The 20600-nt window shown below is 57.2% G+C and carries 21 protein-coding genes; 17 read left to right on the forward strand and 4 right to left on the reverse strand.

All coding sequences use genetic code 11. The features are described 5' to 3' along the window. Positions 1–71: 71 nt before the first annotated feature. The 3 genes from A3K90_RS09455 to A3K90_RS09465 all read right to left on the reverse strand — a co-directional run bounded on the left by A3K90_RS09455 (position 72) and on the right by A3K90_RS09465 (position 2392). Positions 72–494: a nucleoside-diphosphate kinase gene (locus A3K90_RS09455; RefSeq protein ID WP_011356992.1), complete on the reverse strand. Its 423-nt coding sequence runs from the start codon at positions 492–494 to the stop codon at positions 72–74. A 90-nt stretch (positions 495–584) separates the two neighbouring features. Beyond that, positions 585–1031, reverse strand: coding sequence for a peroxiredoxin (locus A3K90_RS09460; RefSeq protein WP_303682371.1), 447 nt, complete (start codon positions 1029–1031; stop codon positions 585–587). Further along, positions 1028–2392, reverse strand: coding sequence for a hemolysin family protein (locus A3K90_RS09465; RefSeq protein WP_303682372.1), 1365 nt, complete (start codon positions 2390–2392; stop codon positions 1028–1030). Before A3K90_RS09465 ends, A3K90_RS09460 begins: the two co-directional genes overlap by 4 nt. Positions 2393–2571: 179 nt before the next feature. Between A3K90_RS09465 and A3K90_RS09470 the strand changes: the two genes are divergently transcribed. The 15 genes from A3K90_RS09470 (at position 2572) to arfB (ending at position 17438) form a co-directional block, all read left to right on the forward strand. Further along, positions 2572–4635, forward strand: coding sequence for a hypothetical protein (locus A3K90_RS09470; RefSeq protein ID WP_303682373.1), 2064 nt, complete (start codon positions 2572–2574; stop codon positions 4633–4635). Between the two features lie 189 nt (positions 4636–4824). Continuing rightward, positions 4825–5664: a RodZ family helix-turn-helix domain-containing protein gene (locus A3K90_RS09475; protein ID WP_303682374.1), complete on the forward strand. Its 840-nt coding sequence runs from the start codon at positions 4825–4827 to the stop codon at positions 5662–5664. 285 nt (positions 5665–5949) lie between these two features. Then, the gene (gene cysK, locus A3K90_RS09480) at positions 5950–6894 is read left to right on the forward strand and encodes a cysteine synthase A (RefSeq protein ID WP_303682375.1); all 945 of its coding nucleotides are present in this window, start codon (positions 5950–5952) and stop codon (positions 6892–6894) included. Positions 6895–6955: 61 nt separating this feature from the next. Next, positions 6956–8152 (forward strand): cysteine desulfurase family protein, encoded by a 1197-nt coding sequence (locus A3K90_RS09485; protein WP_303682376.1) that lies wholly within the window; start codon positions 6956–6958, stop codon positions 8150–8152. Then, on the forward strand, positions 8136–8747 hold the full coding sequence (locus A3K90_RS09490) for an iron-sulfur cluster assembly scaffold protein (protein WP_303682377.1): 612 nt from the start codon (positions 8136–8138) through the stop codon (positions 8745–8747). Before A3K90_RS09485 ends, A3K90_RS09490 begins: the two co-directional genes overlap by 17 nt. An 11-nt stretch (positions 8748–8758) precedes the next feature. Next, positions 8759–10099, forward strand: coding sequence for a tRNA (N6-isopentenyl adenosine(37)-C2)-methylthiotransferase MiaB (gene miaB / locus A3K90_RS09495; protein ID WP_303682499.1), 1341 nt, complete (start codon positions 8759–8761; stop codon positions 10097–10099). 76 nt (positions 10100–10175) lie between these two features. Next, positions 10176–11180, forward strand: a complete 1005-nt coding sequence (bchG, locus tag A3K90_RS09500) for a (bacterio)chlorophyll synthase (protein WP_303682378.1) — start codon at positions 10176–10178, stop codon at positions 11178–11180. A 60-nt stretch (positions 11181–11240) separates the two neighbouring features. Beyond that, positions 11241–11924, forward strand: a complete 684-nt coding sequence (locus tag A3K90_RS09505; RefSeq protein ID WP_303682379.1) for a diacylglycerol/polyprenol kinase family protein — start codon at positions 11241–11243, stop codon at positions 11922–11924. A gap of 23 nt (positions 11925–11947) precedes the next feature. After that, a complete protein-coding gene (locus A3K90_RS09510; RefSeq protein ID WP_303682380.1) occupies positions 11948–12676 on the forward strand; it encodes a UDP-2,3-diacylglucosamine diphosphatase in 729 nt (242 codons plus the stop codon). A 17-nt stretch (positions 12677–12693) separates the two neighbouring features. Further along, on the forward strand, positions 12694–13578 hold the full coding sequence (hisG, locus tag A3K90_RS09515; protein ID WP_303682381.1) for an ATP phosphoribosyltransferase: 885 nt from the start codon (positions 12694–12696) through the stop codon (positions 13576–13578). Between the two features lie 96 nt (positions 13579–13674). After that, positions 13675–14811, forward strand: coding sequence for a glycosyltransferase (locus A3K90_RS09520; protein WP_303682382.1), 1137 nt, complete (start codon positions 13675–13677; stop codon positions 14809–14811). A gap of 85 nt (positions 14812–14896) precedes the next feature. Further along, complete coding sequence (locus A3K90_RS09525; RefSeq protein ID WP_303682383.1) at positions 14897–15856, forward strand: WD40 repeat domain-containing protein; 960 nt, start codon at positions 14897–14899, stop codon at positions 15854–15856. A gap of 191 nt (positions 15857–16047) precedes the next feature. Beyond that, on the forward strand, positions 16048–16257 hold the full coding sequence (locus tag A3K90_RS09530; RefSeq protein ID WP_011357007.1) for a cold-shock protein: 210 nt from the start codon (positions 16048–16050) through the stop codon (positions 16255–16257). 174 nt (positions 16258–16431) lie between these two features. Next, positions 16432–17037 carry an HAD-IA family hydrolase gene (locus tag A3K90_RS09535; protein ID WP_303682384.1) on the forward strand — a complete coding sequence of 202 codons (606 nt, stop codon included), beginning with the start codon at positions 16432–16434 and terminating at the stop codon, positions 17035–17037. Then, positions 17034–17438, forward strand: a complete 405-nt coding sequence (gene arfB / locus A3K90_RS09540; protein WP_303682385.1) for an alternative ribosome rescue aminoacyl-tRNA hydrolase ArfB — start codon at positions 17034–17036, stop codon at positions 17436–17438. Before A3K90_RS09535 ends, arfB begins: the two co-directional genes overlap by 4 nt. Before the next feature lie 5 nt (positions 17439–17443). Here the strand turns inward: arfB and A3K90_RS09545 are convergent, their stop codons facing one another. After that, positions 17444–18793: a M23 family metallopeptidase gene (locus A3K90_RS09545; RefSeq protein WP_303682386.1), complete on the reverse strand. Its 1350-nt coding sequence runs from the start codon at positions 18791–18793 to the stop codon at positions 17444–17446. A 133-nt stretch (positions 18794–18926) separates the two neighbouring features. Here A3K90_RS09545 and A3K90_RS09550 point away from each other — a divergent pair, with 133 nt between their 5' ends. Together A3K90_RS09550 and A3K90_RS09555 are read left to right on the forward strand one after the other, a co-directional pair. Continuing rightward, entirely contained in the window at positions 18927–19658 is a 732-nt protein-coding gene (locus A3K90_RS09550; RefSeq protein WP_303682387.1) for a hypothetical protein, read from the forward strand. Positions 19659–19681: 23 nt separating this feature from the next. Further along, positions 19682–20593 carry a DUF4438 domain-containing protein gene (locus tag A3K90_RS09555; protein WP_303682500.1) on the forward strand — a complete coding sequence of 304 codons (912 nt, stop codon included), beginning with the start codon at positions 19682–19684 and terminating at the stop codon, positions 20591–20593. Positions 20594–20600: the final 7 nt, after the last annotated feature.

The raw sequence follows: 20600 nt of genomic DNA on the forward strand, positions 1-20600 counted from the left end.
AAAACAAGAAAGGCCGTCTCAGATCAGTATGCTGAGACGGCCTTTTCTCTGTACGGGCTTGAAGGAGGGGATCAGTTGGAGCGGACTACCTCTTCTGCTGCGAAGAAAAATCCTGCCTCGACGGCGGCGTTTTCAGCAGAATCCGAACCATGGACGATGTTCTCGCCTTTGCTGTCTGCATAGAGTTTGCGGACGGTGCCTTCGGCGGCTTCGGCCGGATCGGTTGCTCCGATCAGGGTGCGGAAGTCCGCAACGGCATTGGCCTTTTCAAGAATCATCGGAACGCATGGGCCTGAAGACATGAAGTCGACCAGTTCGCCGTAAAAGGGGCGCTCGCGGTGGACGGCATAGAACTCTCCTGCGGTTTCCTTCGTGAGCCTGGTCTTTTTCATGGCCACGACGCGGAATCCTGCGCGTTCGATCTGGTTGATGACTGCGCCGATCAGCTGCTTCTTCACACAGTCGGGCTTGAGGATGGTGAGGGTTCTTTCCATTTGAGTCGGTCGGTTTTTCGGTTATGGGTATGAAAAAGAAAGTGCCAGCGAAGATACAAAAAAGTCCTTGAATCCGCCACCCCAGGAAGTTCAGGCTTCGTCGATTTTCTGCAGCAGATCCTTCATCGGCTGGTAGGTAATCGGAAGGAAGTCGCTGTATGCCAGCTGTACGGTTCCCTCTTCGTCGATGAGCACATAAGCGCGCTGAGACATGCCGAGGAAGCCGACTGCACCGTAAGCCGTCGCAACCTCTTTCTCTTTGTCGCTGAGGAGGGTGAAGGGGAGCTGGTGCCGGCCGGCAAAGCTTTTATGGGATTCGGGGGTGTCGGAGCTCAGACCGAGTACCTCAATACCGCGCCGGGTGAATTCCGAAACGTTGTTGCGGTAGTCGCAGAGCTGCGCTGTACACACCGGAGTATCGTCACCGGGGTAAAACACAAGCAACACTTTCTTTCCCCTGAAACTTGAAAGGGAGATCATCCGGTCCTCGCTGTCGGGTAGGGTAAAGTCCGGGGCGGGAGTTCCTGTAGAAATCATTGGAGTCCTGTTTGTCCTGTTTGTCTGTTGATCTTTTCAGATGTTTCATTATCGAATTCTACAAGAATGCGCCCGACGCGCTGTCCGTTCATTTTTATTACCCGGAACTGGATGTTGTGCCACCGGAGGGTGTCGGAAACCGCAGGTACTTCACCGAGGCGGGTCATCATGAACCCGCCCATGGTCTCATAGGGGGCTTCCTTTTCCCCAGAAAAGTCGTCGGCCTCAAGATAGAAAGTCGAGAGGAACTCGTCGACAGGAAGAAGGCCGTCAATGATCCATGTCCGGTTGCTCCGGCGCAGGATCCTTTTTTCTTCGCGTTCCAGGTCATCGGCCGGTACATCGCCAACGATGCTTTCAAGAACATCGGTCAGGGTAATGGTGCCCTCTACCGATCCGTGCTCGTCGATGACGAGCGCCATATGCACCCTGTTTTTGCGGAACAGCTCCAGCACATGGAAAGCCGGAACCGATTCCGGAACGAAGAGCGGAGGTTTCATGGAGGCCCGGATTGCCTCCCTCATGCCTCCCCGGCCGCCAAGCTCGAAGCTCACCAGATCGACAGAACGTACGACGCCCATGAGGTGGTCGAGGCTTCCGGCACCAACAGGGAAGCGTGACCGGCCGCTCGCCATGATGGTTCCGGTCAGTTCTCCGTCGCTTTTTTCAAGGTCAAGCCAGTCTGTTTCCGATCGGGGCGTCATCATGGCGCTGGCCCGTTTGTCGCTCAGCCGGAATATTCTTGAGACCATGTCATACTCGACGGATTCGAAGATGCCTTTTTTTGCACCCTGCCGGATGAGGAGCATCACGTCTTCATCACTGACCAGAGGTTTCTCGCTGCTCTCTATGCCTATGGCTTTCAGCACGAGGTTTGTTGTGCCGTTGATGAGGGTGATGGCTGGTGCGCTGAAGCGGCAGAGCATGTCGATGGCTCCGGCGATCTTGAGCGCGATTCTTTCAGGATGCTGCAGTGCGATTTTCTTTGGCGCAAGCTCTCCGATGACGAGGGTGAAAAATGTGACTCCTATTACTACAGTAGCTACGGCAAGCTCTCCGGCATACGCTGCGAGCGATGGGACGCCGGCAATCATGGCAGCAACCGGGCCAGCGAATGCCAGTCCACTGAATGCGCCGGCAAATGTGCTGATGAGGGTTATGCCGACCTGAATGGCCGAGAGGAAGCGGCCGGGGTTTTCAAGAAGGCGAAGGGCCGTTCCGGCGGAGAGATTTCCTGCTTCGCGAAGCTCATGGAGACGGGTGGCGTTCGAAGAGATGATGGCGAATTCAGCCATGGAGAAAAAACCGTTCGCGGCAATCAGGCATGTAAGGATCAAGGCTTCCAGTAATTCGGGCGGCATGTGTTCGGATCTAATTCATCTTTGCCGGTCGAGCGGCGCTTGCAACGGAGTATATCTTTCTTTGTGTTCTAGATAATAAAATAACAGTTGACGGGGATTTATTTTATGCGTAAGATTTATCGGAAAATAGAGGCACCACCCATACACACATCTCAACAGGGAGCTGGAGGCTCCAATCCATGAGCATCCGTAGGACGGGGCGGCTGTTTGTACCGTTTTTCTTATTCATCCTCGCTTCATGCAGTTCCGGCATTGAGGATGCCGGCCTGCCTCAGGAGCTATACCGTCAGGCTCGTGAACACAGCCGCAAGGGGGAGTACCGCCAGGCGCTCAGTTGCTACGCCCGGGGTCTCGAAGGAGAGGATCTTTCCCACCCTTCTCTTGAGGCAGTTGTGGCGCTCAATGAAAAACGTTCCCTTGAGGGTCTGACCGGTTCGTATGCCGAGGCGTTCACCACGACGGCACTGCTTAGCGGCCTGCCGGAAGGCACCCTTACCGATTCTCTCCGGAATGCGTTGCTGCTCGACCGTTCCCGATGGCTCGGTGAGCTCGGCCGGCTCAAAGAAGCCGCCGATGCCCTTGACGGACTCAGGAGTCCTTTGCCGGAGGTGCAGCTAGAGCAGGCCTCGTATGCACTTCGCGGAGGGTTCATTGACCGGGCTGAGGGCATATACCGCGGTCTTGTCGACAGTGAACGGGATCCCATCATACAGATGCATGCATGGTCGGGCCTCATGCAGTGCGGAGCACGCCGTCCGGGCGTTGTGGAAAATGATCTGTTGGAGATGGCACGGAAGATTGTGGCGCTTTCGGGACGGGTCATGTCGACGAAAGAGCGTCCGGTCGAGCGTGTGCAGGCGCTTCGCCATGCCGCATCGAGCCTTCAGCTCACCCAAAAGCACCGCCGCGACGCGAGCTTCCTTTTGTTCCGCGCGCTCTCGATTGCCGGTGAAGCCGGAAGGCCATTCCTCGAGGAGGTCCTGCGTCTTGAGTCGAACGCCGCCATTGTCCGTAAAGAAGAGCCGTTCAGGGAGTCTGCGTCATACTTTGACATGAAGAATATGCCCTATGCCGAGGCTATGGCACTCTTCATGCTTTCGGGGAGCGACGGGGTCGACCCGGAAGAAATGACGAAGGCGCTGCAGGGCGGCTTTATTGCCGCCCGCGATGCGGCTCCTCTCTGGCCTCGACCCTGGATGCGGCAGCTTGAGACGCAGGCCCTGTTCCGGCTCAATGGGCTGCTCCTCACGAACTCCAGAATTTTCGAGATCTTTGATGCCGCACAGCAGTCGTCCATGCTGAACCTTTCCCGTGCCCTACTGCGCCGGGCAGACCTATTCAGCCCCAAAGGGGCAGAGCCCGATTCGGTGATGGCAGAGGTTCGCACACTGCTTCAGGACATGGGTGGACTCCGTCAGCGTAAAGTGGAGATGCTCGTCAATGCCGGCGGTGAAGAGCGTCGCAGGGTCACCGACAGGTCTCTGAACATGAAGCACGGCCGCTTGCTTGAGCTTCTCTCCACCCTGCGCGCATCCCATCCTGTGGCAGCTGAAGCCCTTTCGCTCAACCCGGTGACGCTGCGTACCGTCCAGCATGCCCTCAAAGATGATGAGGTGGCTGTAGCGCCCGTCTTTTCAGACAGCCTGGCGGCCCTGTTGGTCATCGGACGGCGGAGTGTACAGATTGCATCGTCCCGTCTGCCTTTCGATAGTGAGCACCCTGCGGCAGCCATTGCCTCCAGACTGCACCGTGAACTTGCCGCCTCTGCTTCGCCTGAGGCAATGCGGGGCGGGGAGTGGGAGTGGTTTACTCGCAGCATGGAGGGACCAGCCAGAGATGCAGTGAAAAATTATCGGCGCGTCATTGTGGTTTCCGATGCGTTGCTGCCGCTACACCTTTGGAGCGGTGTTGGCGATCCTGCTTCGGGTCGGCAGGTTTCTTTCCTTCGTTCCTTCAGGGAGCTGGTGATTCTTCGCGCCAATGCCGCACTTCCTCCTGCGGCTTCCGAGATCTGTTTCTATGGCGCCGAAGATCATGACGGCGCTGCGGCCCATAAGATGTATTTCCCTCGCGACAGGGTGTTTGTTCTCTGGAAGGCCTATGGGGACGAGGATCTTGAAGCGATGAAGCGGGAGATCGGCGAGTCGATGCAGGAGACGGTTTCGGGTGCTGCTGCCCTGCAGGCGCTTCGTCGCGACGACCCTCAAAAATGGGCAGCTGTTTCTGTATACGGCGCTCAATAACATTGTTCGCAGCAAAGCATTTCGGTTGCAGAATCCCGCCAAACATTCCTGTTTTGTTTCTGATGTTTTCTGGATCCTCCTGTTTTTTTTGTTTTTTATTGACAGTTTGTTTGGCGTTTTTGTAAATTATGTGTAGTGCCTGTTCTATGCTTTACCCTCATACTAACGGCAACCCCCTGAACAGCGGTTATGCAGGATCCCCTTATGCAGGAACCCTTATCGGGCAGTACCATACTGTCGCGTGTTGCAAGCGATCTCAAGGCCGCCCGTCTGCAGCGGGGCCTCTCGCTGGATGATGCAAGCAGGATACTCTTGATTCAGAAATCGCATATCGAGAAACTTGAGGCCGGAAATTTCACTTTTTTCCCCGGTGCTTATGTCTTCGCTTATATAAAGGAGTATCTCCGTGAGATGGGCCTTGGCGATGAAGCGGTTCTTGATGCATGCAGAAAAGAGCTTTCTGTCTCTACGGGCCTGAAGCGGAATGCCGCTCCGGAAGGTGTTGCCCGAGAGGCTGTTCAAGCTGTCGGGGCATCGAAGCTTCAGGCTTTCCTTGAGTTCATTTTCAGCAGGAGAAAAACGATGGCCCTCGTTGCCGGCGCCCTTCTTGCTGTTGCTGTTTTCGCCATGGTTATGCGCTTCCTGCCTTCAGAGGAAGCTACTCTTTCCAGCGTCCCCGAAGCCCCGTCGGCATTGCTTCCTGACTCCTCCCAGGCCCCCTCGGCCGCTGCCGAATCCGTCCAGGCTCCAGCGCCGGCGGTTTCGACCTCTTTACCCAGGCCTGTTGCGAATGCAGCAGTGCCCTCTTCCGCCAAGCCCACCGCCCCGCGCTCTCCGGCCACCTCAGCCGCCACCGAATCCGTCCGGCCTGCAGTGCCGGCAGTTGCGGCCTCCTTGCCCGGGCCTGTTGTGAACGCTGCAGTACCCTCTTCCGCCAAGATGACCGCCCCGCACTCTCCGGCCCCGGCCGACGCCTCTGAAAAATCGCGGTCTGAAGAGCCGTTCACTCCTCCGGCGCCAGCCAGATAGCACATGGTCCCCTCCATCGCCCATTCAGTTTCCGATAATTGAGATAAAAAAAGTCCCATTTATCGGAATTAATTGTTATCCTTTCTCATTGTTTGCATTACTATTCGTTGCTTATGGTGAATAGTTCACAATTGTCATGCACCGCAGGGCGGTTACATAAGCCCGTGTGGCGGGCTTCTTCCCCTTGGTGGTAAAGGATGCGTTGTGATTCCATCAGTTTATTCCCTATTATCCATTTTTCCATGGCGGGACCCCGTTCCTGCTTAAGGCATAGACCTACTGCAGATGAAGATATATGATGACATTGCCGCTACCGTCGGGGGTACGCCCCTTGTCAGGCTCAGCAGGATGTCTCAAGGCTGCAGGGCCACGGTCCTCGTAAAACTTGAGTCGTTCAATCCGATGTCCAGCGTCAAGGACCGGGTTGCGATGGCCATGATTGAAGATGCTGAGCTATCTGGCCGGCTTCATGCCGGGACCACCATTATCGAGCCGACCAGTGGCAACACCGGCATAGGTCTTGCTTTCGTCTGTGCGGCAAAAGGGTACCGGCTCATTATCGTCATGCCCGACACCATGAGCGTCGAGCGGCGCCGACTGATGGAGATCCTTGGCGCTGAACTGGTGCTGACGCCGGGATCCGGTGGTATGAAGCAGGCTATTGGAGAGGCGGAGCGGCTGGCAGGTGAAATCCCCGGCAGCCTGATGCTCCAGCAGTTCCAGAACCCGGCCAACCCTGCCATGCACCGCAGGACGACGGGAGATGAGATCTGGCGTGATACGGATGGTACTGTCGACGTGTTTGTTGCGGGAGTCGGTACGGGAGGAACCATCACCGGTGTGGGCCAGTTCCTCAAAGAGCGCAAGCCGGCCGTAAGGATCATTGCTGTCGAGCCTGCCGACTCACCGGTGCTGTCCGGCGGGGAGCCCGGTCCGCACAAGATTCAGGGCATCGGGGCGGGTTTCGTGCCTCCGGTGCTTCAAAGAGAGGTGATTGACGAAATCATTACTGTCGGCAGCGATGAGGCCGGTGCCGCAGCCCGTGAGCTTGCAAGGTGTGAGGGCATCCTTGCAGGTATTTCCTCCGGGGCGGCGCTTGTTGCAGCACTCAGGGTTGCTAAACGTCCCGAAATGGATGGAAAGACGATAGTCGTACTGCTTCCAGACAGCGGTGAGCGGTATCTTTCAACCTGGCTGTTCGATGAGCCGGCTGACGGAAGCCGGGCCTGAGGTACAGTCAGTCCCTCTCCACAGCTAAACACAAAATACAACAAGAATTGAAGCAGTTCACATGAAGGTTTATTTTGACAACAACGCCACGACTCCCCTGCACCCTGAGGTGAAGAAGGAGATGATTGCTGCCATGGAAATGTACGGCAACCCTTCCAGCATGCATGCTTACGGTCGCGAAGCCAAGGCGAACGTAGAGGATGCACGGCAGCGGGTTGCCAGCTTCATCAATGCCGACGATCAGGAGATCGTCTTTGTCGGCAGCGGTTCGGAAGCCAACAACACGGTGCTTTCCCTCTTTGTCTGCGCTTCGGCCCAGTGCATCCCCGGCACCACCGCCCGGGGCACCATCATCACAACCAAGATCGAGCATCCATGCGTGCTTGAAACCTCGGAGTGCCTCATGCATCGCGGGGTCAATGTCAAGTTCCTTGACGTCGACCGGTACGGCCGGGTCGACCTCGACCAGTTGAAAGACATGCTCAACGACGACATCGGACTGGTGTCGGTGATGATGGCCAACAACGAGATCGGCACCATGCAGGACATTGCGTCCATTACAAAAATGGTGCATGAATGCGGCGCATTCATGCATACCGATGCCGTGCAGGCTGTCGGCAAGGTGCCTGTGGATGTGCGTGCTCTCGGTGTTGATTTCCTGACCATGTCGGCGCACAAGATTTACGGGCCTAAAGGTGTCGGCGCTCTCTACGTGAAGCAGGGTACTCCGTACTGCCCCCTCATAAGGGGTGGCCATCAGGAGAGGGGACGGCGCGCTGGCACGGAAAACACTCTCGGTATTCTCGGGCTCGGCAAGGCTGTCGAGATGCGTGCACTTGAAATGCATGATGAGCATGACCGGCTTCTCGGACTGAAGGACGTGCTCAGAAAGGGCATTGAGGAGAAGATTGACGATATCCATTTCAATGGTCATCCGACAGAGTCGCTCGCCGGCACACTCAACGTATCCTTCCCGGGGGCGGAAGGGGAGTCCATCCTGCTTTACCTCGACCTTGAAGGCATTGCCGTATCTACCGGTTCGGCCTGCGCTTCCGGATCTCTTGATCCTTCCCATGTGCTGCTGGCAACGGGTGTGGACGCGGAACGGGCGCACGGTTCGATCCGCATCAGTCTCGGCCGGGAGAGCACGATGGAGCACGTCCAGCATATGCTCAATGTGCTTCCGGGGGTCATTGAGAGAATCAGAAACATGTCAACGGCATACATAAAAGGAGGAACACATGCTGCAAGCAGGTGAATGGGCATACAGCGAGAAACTGAAAGAGCATTTCATGAACCCGAAGAACATCCTGCAGGGTGAGGACACCGATGCGTTCGACGGGGTTGGCATGGAGGGCAACCTGCAGTGCGGCGACCAGATGATGGTCGTCATCAAGGTCGATCGGGAAAAAGAGGTAATCACCGACTGCCAGTGGAAAACGTATGGTTGCGCCAGCGCTATTGCCAGCACTTCCATTCTTTCTGAAATGGTCAAGGGAATGACTCTCACCGAGGCATTCAACATTTCTCCGAAGGATGTGGCCAAGGAGCTCGGCGGCCTGCCGGAAAACAAGATCCACTGCTCGGTGCTCGGTGACAAGGCCCTGCGTGCCGCCATCAATAACTACTATGTCCGCAACGGCATGGAAAACCGGGTGATGGAGGAGAAGGCCAAGATCGTATGTCAGTGCATGAACATCACCGATCACGACATAGAGGAGGCCGTGCTTGAGGGTGCCCGCACCTATTTCGAGCTGCAGGAACGTACCAAGCTCGGCACCGTCTGCGGCCAGTGTAAGGACGAGGCGGAAAGCCTGCTTGAAAAGTTCAAGCACCTCCACTTCGGGGCCTAGGAATGGTGCCGATGCCGGAGGGTCGAAAATTCCACATACAGACGTTCGGATGCCAGATGAACGAGGCGGACTCGGGTATCATTGCCCGGGTCCTTCTTGATGCTGGCTTCCGCCGGTCCGGCTCCGAACTGGATGCCGATGTCATTTTCCTGAACACCTGCGCCGTCCGTGAGAATGCTGTCGAGAAGATCGGCCACCTCCTTGAGCACCTGAAGGGAGCCAAAAAACGCAGGAAGACCCTTCAGGTCGGGGTCCTCGGTTGCGTTCCCCAGCACCAGCGGGAGGAGATGTTCTCCCGCTTTCCCGCCATTGACTTCATTGCCGGTCCCGACTCATACCGCCGGCTGCCTGCCCTTATCGAAGAAGCAGCTTCGGCCGTCCGACCCGCCATGCTCGACTTTAATCCCGCAGAGACCTACGAGGGGATTCAGCCTGTCCGTGAGAGCCGGATAAGCGCCTTCATCCCCGTCATGCGCGGCTGCAACAACATGTGCGCGTTCTGCGTGGTTCCATTCACCCGCGGCCGTGAGCGCAGTCAACCGCTTGAGATGGTCACGGGCGAGGTTCGTGAACTTGCCGAAGCGGGTTATCGGGAGATCACCCTGCTCGGCCAGAACGTCAACTCCTACAGCGACCCCGACTCAGGGGCGGGTTTCCCGGGCCTGCTGGATGCCGTTGCCCTTGCGGCTCCCGGCGTGCGGATCCGCTTTACTACCTCGCATCCCAAAGATATCTCCATAGGGCTCGTTGATACCATCGCCAGCCGGCCGAACATATGCCGCCATGTGCACCTTCCGGTCCAGTCGGGATCAGACAGCGTTCTCCGGGGAATGAACCGGGGCCATGGCATCAGCGAGTATCTGGAGAAGATCCGCATCATCCGCGATGCTCTGCCCGGCGTGACCCTTTCAACGGACATCATCGCAGGGTTCTGTGGAGAGCGGGAGGAGGACCATCGGGCCACTCTGGATCTGCTCCGCACCGTCCGCTTTGATGCCGCATTCATGTTCCATTATTCCACAAGAGAGGGGACATTGGCCTCCCGTACCCTTCCGGATGACGTGACGGAAGAGGACAAGAAACGGCGCCTCCAGGAAATCATCGACCTGCAACAGGAGATTTCAGCGGAGAACAACCGGCTTCAGGTCGGCACGGTTGCCGAAGTCCTTGCCGAATCGGAAAGTCGCCGCTCGCCCGATCGTCTGCTCGGCCGTACCGATGGCAACCGGGCGGTGGTTTTCGACCGTGGAGAGTGCATGCCGGGTGATCTCGTCCGTGTGCGCCTCATCTCGTCAACCTCAGCAACCCTCAGCGGACGTCGGGAAGGCGTCATTCGGGCTTTTTTATCTTGAGCCGGATTCGTAAATTGAATTTTGATTGCCTCCCAACTAAACCGCCAGTTCAACAGGCTCAGGAGTGAAGTAACGCATGCCATCTACCCCAAGTACCGGATTCATCAATAAAGTCAGGGCGCACCTTGAACTGCTCGACCCCGTAACCTGGATCAGCGTTTTCCCCGGACTGGCCTGCGGTGCCATGGCTTCCGGAGCCATGCAGGCAACGCCGCATGATTTCCTCGTCCTGTTCGCTATGTTTCTCATGTACGGGCCGCTCGGTACCGGCTTCAGCCAGTCGGTGAACGATTATTTCGATCTGGAGCTCGACCGGGTAAACGAACCCACCCGTCCCATCCCTTCAGGCCGTTTGACGAAGAACGAGGCGCTTCTTAACTGCATCGTCGTCATCCTTCTGGCCATGGGGATAGGCATCTGGCTCGGCCTCGACACCGGAGGACTGCGCGGCATGGTCATCACAACCATGATTTTTTCTGCGCTCTTCGTTGCCTATATCTACTCAGCGCCTCCCTTCAAGCTGAAAAAGAATATTTTTGCCTCTGCCCCCGGCGTTGGCTTCTCCTACGGTTTCGTCACATTCCTTTCCGGCAACGCGCTCTTCAGCGATATCCGTCCGGAGGTGGTGTGGCTTGCGGCCCTGAACTTCTTCATGGCCATCGCGCTCATCATCATGAACGACTTCAAGTCGGTCGAAGGCGACCGGGAAGGCGGCATGAAATCCCTGACCGTCATGATTGGTGCGAAGAACACCTTCATTGTCGCATTCGCCATCATCGACATGGTTTTTGCCGTGCTGGTATGGCTTGCCTGGAGCTGGGGCTTCATAGTGCCTATGGCGCTCGTGGTCCTGGGCCTCGTGCTCAATGTCGTGCTCCAGATCCAGTTGCTCGCCGATCCGAAGGGCGGCGTATCGTTCCTCAAGGGGACCGTAGAGGACGGCTTCGGCAATGCGATCGGCAAGAGCGATGTGCAGGAGCACAACACCTTTCTCCGTTTCCAGGTGGCTAACAATGTCCTTTTTCTCGTCAACAACCTTGTGCTTGCCGCCATGATCGGCATGAGGTACATGCCGTCCTAGGGCTTTTTATGCGGGCCGTCCACTCCGCTGATACCTAACCCCCCAATAAACCCTAAAGCCATGGATACACTTCAGCATAATGCGCTCGTCGCACTGTTGACTTTTGTTTATGTGTTCAGTGTTCCGCCCCTCATGGACTTTTTCGTCTCCCGTCACGGCCTGCCCCGCGACATCAGCCGAAAGATCACACACATCTCAGCAGGCTCCGTCATCATCTTTCTGCCGCTCTTCCAGGACGGTGACTGGACCCAGTACCTCAACGTGGCCATCTTTGTTGTCTGGGCCATCCTGCTTGTGCAGAAAGGGCTGTTTGCGGCCGAGGATGATCAGGCGGTGAAAACCATGACCCGCACGGGCGACCGTCGGGAACTGCTGCGCGGTACCCTCTATTTTGTTGTTGTCGCCACCCTTTGCGGCACCCTCTACTATAAGCAGTTCGAAGGAGTGCTCGCCATGGCAGTACTCGGATGGGGCGATGGTCTTGCCCCGATCATCGGCACGCGCCTGGGGAGACTCAAATATCAGGTGCTGAGCCCCAAGAGTGTGGAGGGGAGCCTTGCCTTTTTTGCGGGAAGTGTGGCTGCAGGGCTTTTCTTCGTCCACCTCATCGTGCCTGAAGCCTATGATCCCGCCAAGATCGTGCTCATCGCCCTTATTGCTACGGTGGTCGAGGGGGTATGCCCGAGGGAAGTCGACAATATCGCCATTCCTGTCGCCGTCATCGCCGCTGCGAGCTTCTTGTAGGGTAGGCAATGAAGAATGAGGCAATGCCGGTACTGTATTTTATAAGCGACATCCATCTCGGACTGCAGGAGGAGCCGGAAGAGCGCCGCAAGCTTGATGCGCTGTCACGGCTCTTTGCCGAAATCCGCCGGACCGGGGGCTCGCTCTACATGCTTGGCGACGTCTTCGACTACTGGATGGAGTTCAGCTCCGTTGTGCCAAAGGGATTTACCGGTTTTTTTTGTTTATTGTCAGAGCTTGTCAGGGCGGGCATCGATGTTACCTATCTTGCAGGGAACCATGATTTCCATCTCGGTACGTTTTTCGATCGGGAGCTCGGAGTGAAGACGCGCTATGGCACCTACGAGTTCGATGCCGATGGACGGCACTTCACGGTCGCCCACGGGGACGGCCTCGGAGAAGGTGACCTCAGCTACCGGCTCTTTGCAAAGTTTGTCCGCAACCCGTTCAATCTCGGCCTCCTGACCGGTTTCCATCCGGATCTTGCAATCTGGCTCATGAAGTGGCTTTCCCGGCTCTCGAGGAAACACAAGCCGGGCAACAGGGTTATGGAGACGGACCGGCTTCTGGATTTTGCCCGCATGCTTGTCAAAGAGCGGAGCGTGGATTATTTCCTCTGCGGTCACAACCACGTAGAGGGTGTGCATGAACTTGAGGGCGGTGCCCGGTATCTGAACCTCGGATCGTGGATTGACGGCCATTTTCCCTACGCGGTCTATATGGACGGCCTCATGCAGCTTAAGGAACTCTAAATACTAAACCTCAGATCATGAGCAATTTGAACAAGGTGTTGAAACTCGGTCTGCCGAAGGGCAGCCTGCAGGACTCGACCATCGATCTTTTCGCGCACGCCGGATTCCACTTTTCCGTCCAGAGCCGCTCCTATTTCCCCTCGATTGACGACGACGAACTGGAGGCCATCCTCATTCGTGCCCAGGAAATGGCCCACTACGTGCAGCTTGGCGCCTTCGACGTCGGGCTTACCGGGAAGGACTGGATCATCGAGACCGATGCCGATGTGGTCGAGGTTGCCGACCTGGTGTACTCGAAGGCCTCCATGCGACCCGTACGCTGGGTGCTGGCTGTTCCTGAAAACTCTCCGGTGAAGACGGTGAAGGATCTTGAGGGCAAGCATATCGCCACCGAGGTTGTGAACATCACGAAAAAATATCTGGCTGCCAACGGCGTGAACGCTTCGGTCGAATTCAGCTGGGGCGCGACGGAAGTGAAGCCGCCGGATCTTGCCGATGCGATTGTCGAAGTCACCGAAACGGGGTCATCGCTGAGGGCAAACAAACTGCGGATCGTTGAAACCATCCTCGAGTCCAACACCAAGCTTATCGCCAACCGCAAGTCCTGGGAAGATCCATGGAAGCGGGAGAAGATCGAGAGCATGGCGCTCCTGCTCCAGGGAGCCATCAACGCGCAGGGGAAGGTAGGCCTGAAGATGAACGCACCGAAGGAGGCACTTGAGAAGATCACTGCGATCATCCCCGCCCTCCGCCAGCCGACTGTTTCCCACCTTGCCAATGACCAGTGGGTCGCCCTAGAGGTTATTGTGACAGAGAAGATCGTCCGCAAGCTCATTCCCGAGCTGAAGCGGGCCGGTGCCGAGGGCATCTTTGAGTATGATATCAACAAACTGATCGACTGACCCTGCCCCGGCGGATCCCTCTTCGTGGGGGATGAGTCCCTGGCATTTCCGATGCAACTGCCGGCCGCCCCCTGGGGCGGCCTTTTTTTCATCCCTATGCTTCTCTTCTATCAGATACTGATTCTTCTCGGTCTCCTCATATTCCTCGCCATCCAGTTGGCGAACCTGCTGGAGCTGCGCCCCCTTCCCATGAAGGGCCCGGGAGGGGGGAAGGTGTCGGTGCTGGTGCCGGCACGCAATGAAGAACGATCAATAGCAGGATGCGTCCGCTCCCTTCTCATGCAGGATTATCCGGATTTTGAGGTCATTGTTCTTGATGATGGGTCTACCGACGCTACGCCTTCCATCCTTCAGGCGCTCAAGGAAGAATCATCCGGGCGGCTTCGGGTGCTTCGGGGTTCGGCGCTTCCCGACGGCTGGCATGGCAAGAGCTGGGCCTGCCAGCAGCTTGCGGCCGAAGCCTCCGGTGAGATGTTCCTATTCACCGATGCCGATACCCACCATAGCCCTGACACGCTCCGGCGTTCTGTGGGAGCTATGCTGGAAGGCCGCGGTGACATGCTCTCCCTGACGCCGAAGCAGGAGCTCGGTTCGTTCTCCGAGCGCCTTGTCGTTCCTCTTGTCTATGTCATTCTGATGAGTTACCTGCCGCTCCGCCTGGTACGGGCCTTGCGAAACCCGGCGTTCTGTTTCGCCAACGGCCAGTTCATTCTCTTCCGACGGGAGTTCTACCGGAAGATCAGAGGCCACGAGGCTGTCCGCAACGCGCTTGTTGAGGACGTATGGCTCTGTATGGCGGTGAAAAAGGCTGGAGGCCGCGTCCTCTCGTTCAACGGCACCGATACCGTCAGCTGCAGGATGTACCGGAGTTTCAGGGAGGTATGGGAAGGCTTCTCAAAAAACCTCTTTGCGGGACTCGGGAGCAGCACTCCGGCTCTTGCTGCATTCGTGCTCCTTACCGCCGCCTTCCATCTCGCTCCCTGGGGGTTTCTCTTCTACGCACTCTTCGCAGGCGCATCAGGTACAGCCGCTGTGCTGTTGCCCCTCCTGCAGCTGGCAACAGCTCTTTTCGGCCGGGTAATTCTCGCCCGCCGCTTCGGCCAGCCTCCGGCACTCGCACTTCTCGACCCACTGGCCCGCACGCTGCTTATGGCCATAGCACTGAACTCGCTGCGCGAGGCCCGGTGGGGGGGCGGAGCGCTTTGGAAGGGGAGGCGATACCGATTTTCATAAGCGGGGGGGCTGGCGTAAGGCGATAAATTTTTTTAAATTAGTCTACAACGGTTTTTCGACAATCAATTCAACAAGGATCTGCCTCATGGGTTTTCTATCAAAAATATTCGGAAAAAAGGAAGAAGTGCTTGAGCTTCCGAAGGTCCGTGAAGACGTCAATCTCCAGAAGACTCTCGAAGGCCATCTCGACAGGGTGCTCGGCGTGAAGTTCAGCGCCGACGGTAAAACGCTCCTCAGCGGCGGCTTCGACGAGCTGGTGATGCTCTGGGACGTGGAGACCGCCAAGCCGCTCTTTACCATGAAAGGCCATGAGACCTGGGTGGAGTGCATCGATTACAGCCGTGATGGGCGTCATCTTGCAAGCGGGAGCACCGACAGCACCGTCAGGATATGGGATGCTTCAAACGGCCAGTGCCTGCACGTCTGCAAAGGCCACGATACGGCGGTACGCATGGTTGCCTTCAGCCCCGACGGCAAGACGCTCGCCAGCTGCTCGCGCGACACCACCATCCGTCTCTGGGACGTGGAGAGCGGTGCATGCAGGAGCGTGCTCAATGGGCACAAGTCCTATATCGAATGCCTCGCCTACAGCCATGACGGCCAGAAACTTGTGAGCTCGGGTGAAGAGCCTGTCATCAAACTCTGGGATGTTGCCTCGGGAAAAAACATCGCCAACTATGAGACCGGCGATACCCTCTCCCATACCGTACTCTTCAGTCCTGACGACCGCACGATTGCGCTTGCAGGGCGTAATGCAAAAATCCGGATCCTCAACGCATCGGACGGTTCCCTCATCCACGTGCTCGAAGGCCATCATGACGCAGTACGGGGCCTTGCCTACAGCCCTGACGGAAAATATCTGGCCAGCGTATCGAACGATGAGTCCCTGAGGCTGTGGAACGCCGCCGACGGCCACCATCTTCATACCTACCGCGGCCATGTGCTCGAGGTCCAGTCGGTTGACATCTCTCCCGACGGCAAGACCATCGCCACCGGAAGCGATGACCGGAAAATCAAGCTGTGGGCCGTCACTGATACGCCTTGATGGGTCGTATTTCGTGTATTTTCCTGTCCGGAGTGCCGCTTTTTAGCGTTTAAATGCGCCAATTTGCAGTGCAAACTGCAAAACGTCCTTTTTGAATCAAGGCGGAGTGCGTACATTAACATTATGGGCGCTGTATGAAGGCGCCCATGGAAAACGCCGGATTTCCCGGCAAAAAACAGCAAGAGGACCATATGGACAATCAGGTTGAAGGCACGGTAAAGTGGTTTAACGAGGAAAAAGGGTACGGCTTTATCCAGCAGGGCGAGGGCAAGGACGTGTTCGTGCATTACAGCGCCATCAACGGCTCCGGCCGTAAGACGCTTGTCGAAGGACAGAAGGTCTCGATGGAGGTCACCCAGGGAGAGAAAGGGCTCCAGGCAGCCAACGTCACTCCTCTTTGATACTGCCCCTGCGGCAGCAGCAACCCTCAGCGAACAGATAGATTCCGGACCGGACGTGGCGCCTGCCGCCGCCCCGGTGTCGGTATGCGCTCCCGGCAGTAGCGGATGGGCGTTTGGCGTAGCCGTTTCAGCGGAGGACAACCGGCAGTAATGCCACTTTTCCGGGCGACAGAGATGGATACCATTCTTCTTGACATCGGCAATGTGCTGGTCACAGTCGACTTCATGTCGTTCTGCCGGGGGGTAGCCGCACCGGGCCCTTCTGTGCCCACAGAGATTTTTCGTAAGTACTGTTCGGGTCCGATCAAAAACCGGTACGACACGGGTCTCATCGGCTCCGGGGCATTCCTTGCGGAGCTCTGCTCTGATCGGCTTGTACGCCCGATGGCTGAAACAGAACTCCAAGAAAGATGGCAGCGGATATTCTCCCCGTTTCCCGGTTCCGAAGCCGGGGTTGCCGCCCTTGAGGATTTGGGGCGCATCTGGATCATGAGCGATACCGACCCGCTGCATTTTGCCTATCTCCATCATGCATTTCCTTTGCTACGCGGCCGCGAACGCTATTACCTCTCCTTCCGTCACGGGTTCCTGAAATCTTCCCCTTCCGCTTTCCGGCACGTGCTTCTCGATTCCGGTGTAAATGCAGGTCGCTGCATCCTTATCGATGACCGGGAGGATAACTGCCGTGCTGCCGTGGAGGCCGGAATCAGCAGTGTCCTCTTTACTTCCTGGCCTCAGGCGATTGCGGCATTGCAGAGAACTGACGGGGGGGTCGCATGATCAGTGTGAGGGTTTCTGTCGATGAGGTGGAGATGAGCTTCATGCGCTCCGGGGGAGCCGGGGGCCAGAACGTCAACAAGGTTGAAACGGCTGTCCATCTTTCGTTTGATATTGCGGCCTCTTCTCTGCCCGAAGCCGTGAAGGAGCGGCTGCTCATGAGGAAGGACCGGAGGATATCTAGGGACGGAGTAATTATCATCAAGGCCCAGCGGTTCCGCTCACAGGAAAAGAACCGGGAGGATGCGCTTCTTCGTCTGCAGGCGCTTGTAGATAGTGCGGCCGAAGCACCGGCGAGGAGAAAGACGACGCGGCGGACGAAAAGCTCAACCGTTCGGCGGCTTGAGGAGAAGGGACGCCTTGCAGAAAAAAAGGCTTTGCGCGGGCGGATCAGGAGGCCTTAAAGTTCTTACATGACCGGTTCGTCGGGGCTTTGCCCAGAACCTGCGATGAAAATGGTTCGGTCGTCAAGCTTGGCCTTCAGAAGGCTGACTTCCGCCAGGTAGTTCTGCATATCGGCTTTTGCGATGGTTCTTGACGAGGTGGTCTTGAGCGCTGTCATCGGGTTGATTGGCCTGCCCCTGTGGATGATGCGGAAGTCGAGATGCGCTCCTGTCGAGTTGCCGGTTGAGCCGACGTAGCCGATGATTTCACCCTGCTTGACTCTCTTTCCGTAGCGGGTGCCGACGGCATATCGGCTCAGGTGGAGGTACTGCGAATGGTCCCCTCCCGAATGCGCAATGGTTACCATGTTGCCGGCTCCGCCTTTGCGTCCTTTGAATATCACCCTCCCTGAGGCCGTGGCGCGCACCGGTGTGCCGGTGGGGGCTACGAGGTCGACGCCGCCGTGGAAGTGCCGGGTGCGGAAGATCGGGTGGGTCCTGTATCCGAATCGGCTCGAAACACGGCTGTAGCCGCAGGGCGCGGCAAAACGGGCAATGCGTTCGACCGAGTGCCCCCGTTCATCGTAGTACCCGTTTTCGCCTTTATTGTTCGTATAGCTGTAGGCGCTGTACGTTGTGCCCTTGAGGTTGATTTCTACGGCCAGAATCCTGCCGCTGCTGATAAAGTCGTCCTCAAGCCATTTTTCTTCGAAGAGCACCCTGTATGTGCTGCCGGGAGGGACGTCGCGGCGTAGGTCCACTCTGGAGGATAGCAGTTTTTTCATGCCGGGCAGGAGACCTGAACGGCCAAGCCTGTTGAGTGATGCGGAGAGGCTTTTCTCAACGACGCCTTCGAGTGCTACAGTCCGGGTGCTGTACTCCTTCAATTCCTTTTCGACATGAAACGGATCGGTTTCGGCTGTCCGGCTTACATGGATGATGGTTGCACGGTCCTGAAAATACGAGAACCGGAGCAGTCTGCCTGCGCTGTCCTTTTCGGTTTCGTACGTTTTGCCGGGTCGGAGTGAGCGGGGTCTGAATTTGCCTTTGAGCCCCTCGCTGATGCTGTGTATTTCTACGGGGGTGACTCCCTCGGACTGCAGGATGGTGTAGATGGACTGACCGGAGCGGATCGTGTTCGTCGAGACGATCGTTTCGGCTTCCTGAGCTGTTTCGTCGATCTGCACCGTTTCGCTCTCGCCGGTGACACCGAGTTCATCAACATAGCTTCCGAAGCCGGGAAGGAGAGTGAGGGCGAAAAAGACTGTGACGAGTGTTCCAGCAAGGAACGGCAGCCAGAAAGCAGGGGTTGTGTTTTGTCTGAGGTGCGCCAGCTTGGCTGAAACGTTTCTTACTAACTCGTTGAGGAGGTGCATAGGCTCTCATTCGGTCACTCGACGCACCAGACGCCGAAAATTTCTGGGGACCTGACAATTTAGTATTTTCTTTCCACTCTTGGAACCCCTTGATCCGGTTTAATCATGGGAAACCCTATCGGGAGAGATAAGGATGTCCTCAAACGCTGATGGCCCGGAGCTTATTCCGGGGATATACCACTACTGTGACCGCTGGTGCCGACGCTGTCCCTTTACGGACCGATGTCTCCAGTTCCGCCTGGAGACTGAAAAGAGGAATACCGCTCATTCGCTCGAAAGGCTGGATGTGTTCGGTGTGCCGTTCTGGCACGAACTTGCCAGAGGCCTTGAGCAGGCAACGCGCTTGATTAAAGACGCTGCCGCCCGAGCAGGCGAAGGCGTTCCCGCAGGTGCTCTTTTCACTGAAGAGGAGCCGGTACCTGCCCCGAGTCGCCGGAGTGCGAGAGCACACCCTCTGGCGCATGCATCGCTCACGTATCTCGGTATGGTTGATGACTGGTTCCGTGGTGCCGATGCTGAAGGAAGGCAATTCGCACCTTCTGATGATGCTGTGCAGGTCATCAGGCACTACCAGTACCTGATCTATCCCAAGATTGTTCGCGCCATTGACGGTCGGATGCACGCTCTCTCTCCCGATGATCCAGCGGCTAAGCGGGATTCGCAAGGGTCGGCCAAAATCACCCTGCTGGCTATAGACCGTTCGCTCGCCGCCTGGAGTATCCTGTACGGCATCCATCCGGGCTCTGAGGATCGTACGATTGAAATCCTTCTGCACCTGGACCGCCTCCGTCGTTCCCTCGCGGTCGTTTTTCCCGATGCCCGTGACTTTCTGCGGCCGGGCTTTGATACTGAAGCTTTTTCCTAGAACCAATCCTGATGAAACATCCCATGCTGAATACCAATGCAGACCGCCTTGTAGAATTTCTTCTCCAGTGCAATCCCGGACAGCCGCGCACCCGCGGGAATTGGGAGGTAGACCATGAAGGGGTCCCCTTCATCCTTCCTTCTATCGGCGGCATCACCCTGAACATCCAGGCCGGGGACCCCGCCTTCGGATGGCAGGGGGACCACATTGAGCCTGGTGTGAGCTGCACGGCCGATACCTCAAAGCCCTTCGAGCATCCCAACGTGGGGCTGCAGATATACTCCTGCGCCGGCAACACGGCCACCATAATGACGGGAGATGCGAAGGGATCGGAAGGGCGCGTGCTTGGCCACCACGGCGGATCCGAGCATGTTATTGTCGATTTTCCCCGGAATGTGAAAGAACAGCTGCTCTACACCGACACCATCATCATCAGGGGGCGCGGTCAGGGACTCAAGCTTACAGACTATCCGGAGATAGCCGTTTTCAACCTCGACCCCGGGCTGCTCCAGAAGATGAAGATCAGGGAGGTCGGAGAGGGTGTCCTGGAAGTGCCGGTAACGACTATCGTACCTGCGGTCTGTATGGGGTCGGGTATCGGGTCCGCGCATGTGGCCAAGGGCGACTACGACATCATGACCAGCGACCCCGAAACCGTTGCGGAGTACGGGCTCGACCGCATCCGTCTCGGTGACTTCGTTGCCCTCATGGACCACGACAACCGCTACGGGCGCGCCTACCGGCGGGGCGCGGTCAGCATCGGCATCGTGGTGCACAGCGATTGCCGGGAAGCGGGCCACGGCCCCGGAGTCACAACCCTCATGACCTCTGCTTCGCCCGTCCTTCGTCCGGTGCTGGATCCTGAGGCCAACATCGCAGACAGGCTCGGCATCGGTACCATGCTGAAGCAGGAGAAAGCGAAGAAAAGGAAGTGAACGGGGA

The organism is Pelodictyon luteolum (assembly GCF_001622165.1).
In the GTDB taxonomy this organism is placed as follows: Bacteria; Bacteroidota; Chlorobiia; order Chlorobiales; family Chlorobiaceae; genus Chlorobium; species Chlorobium luteolum_B.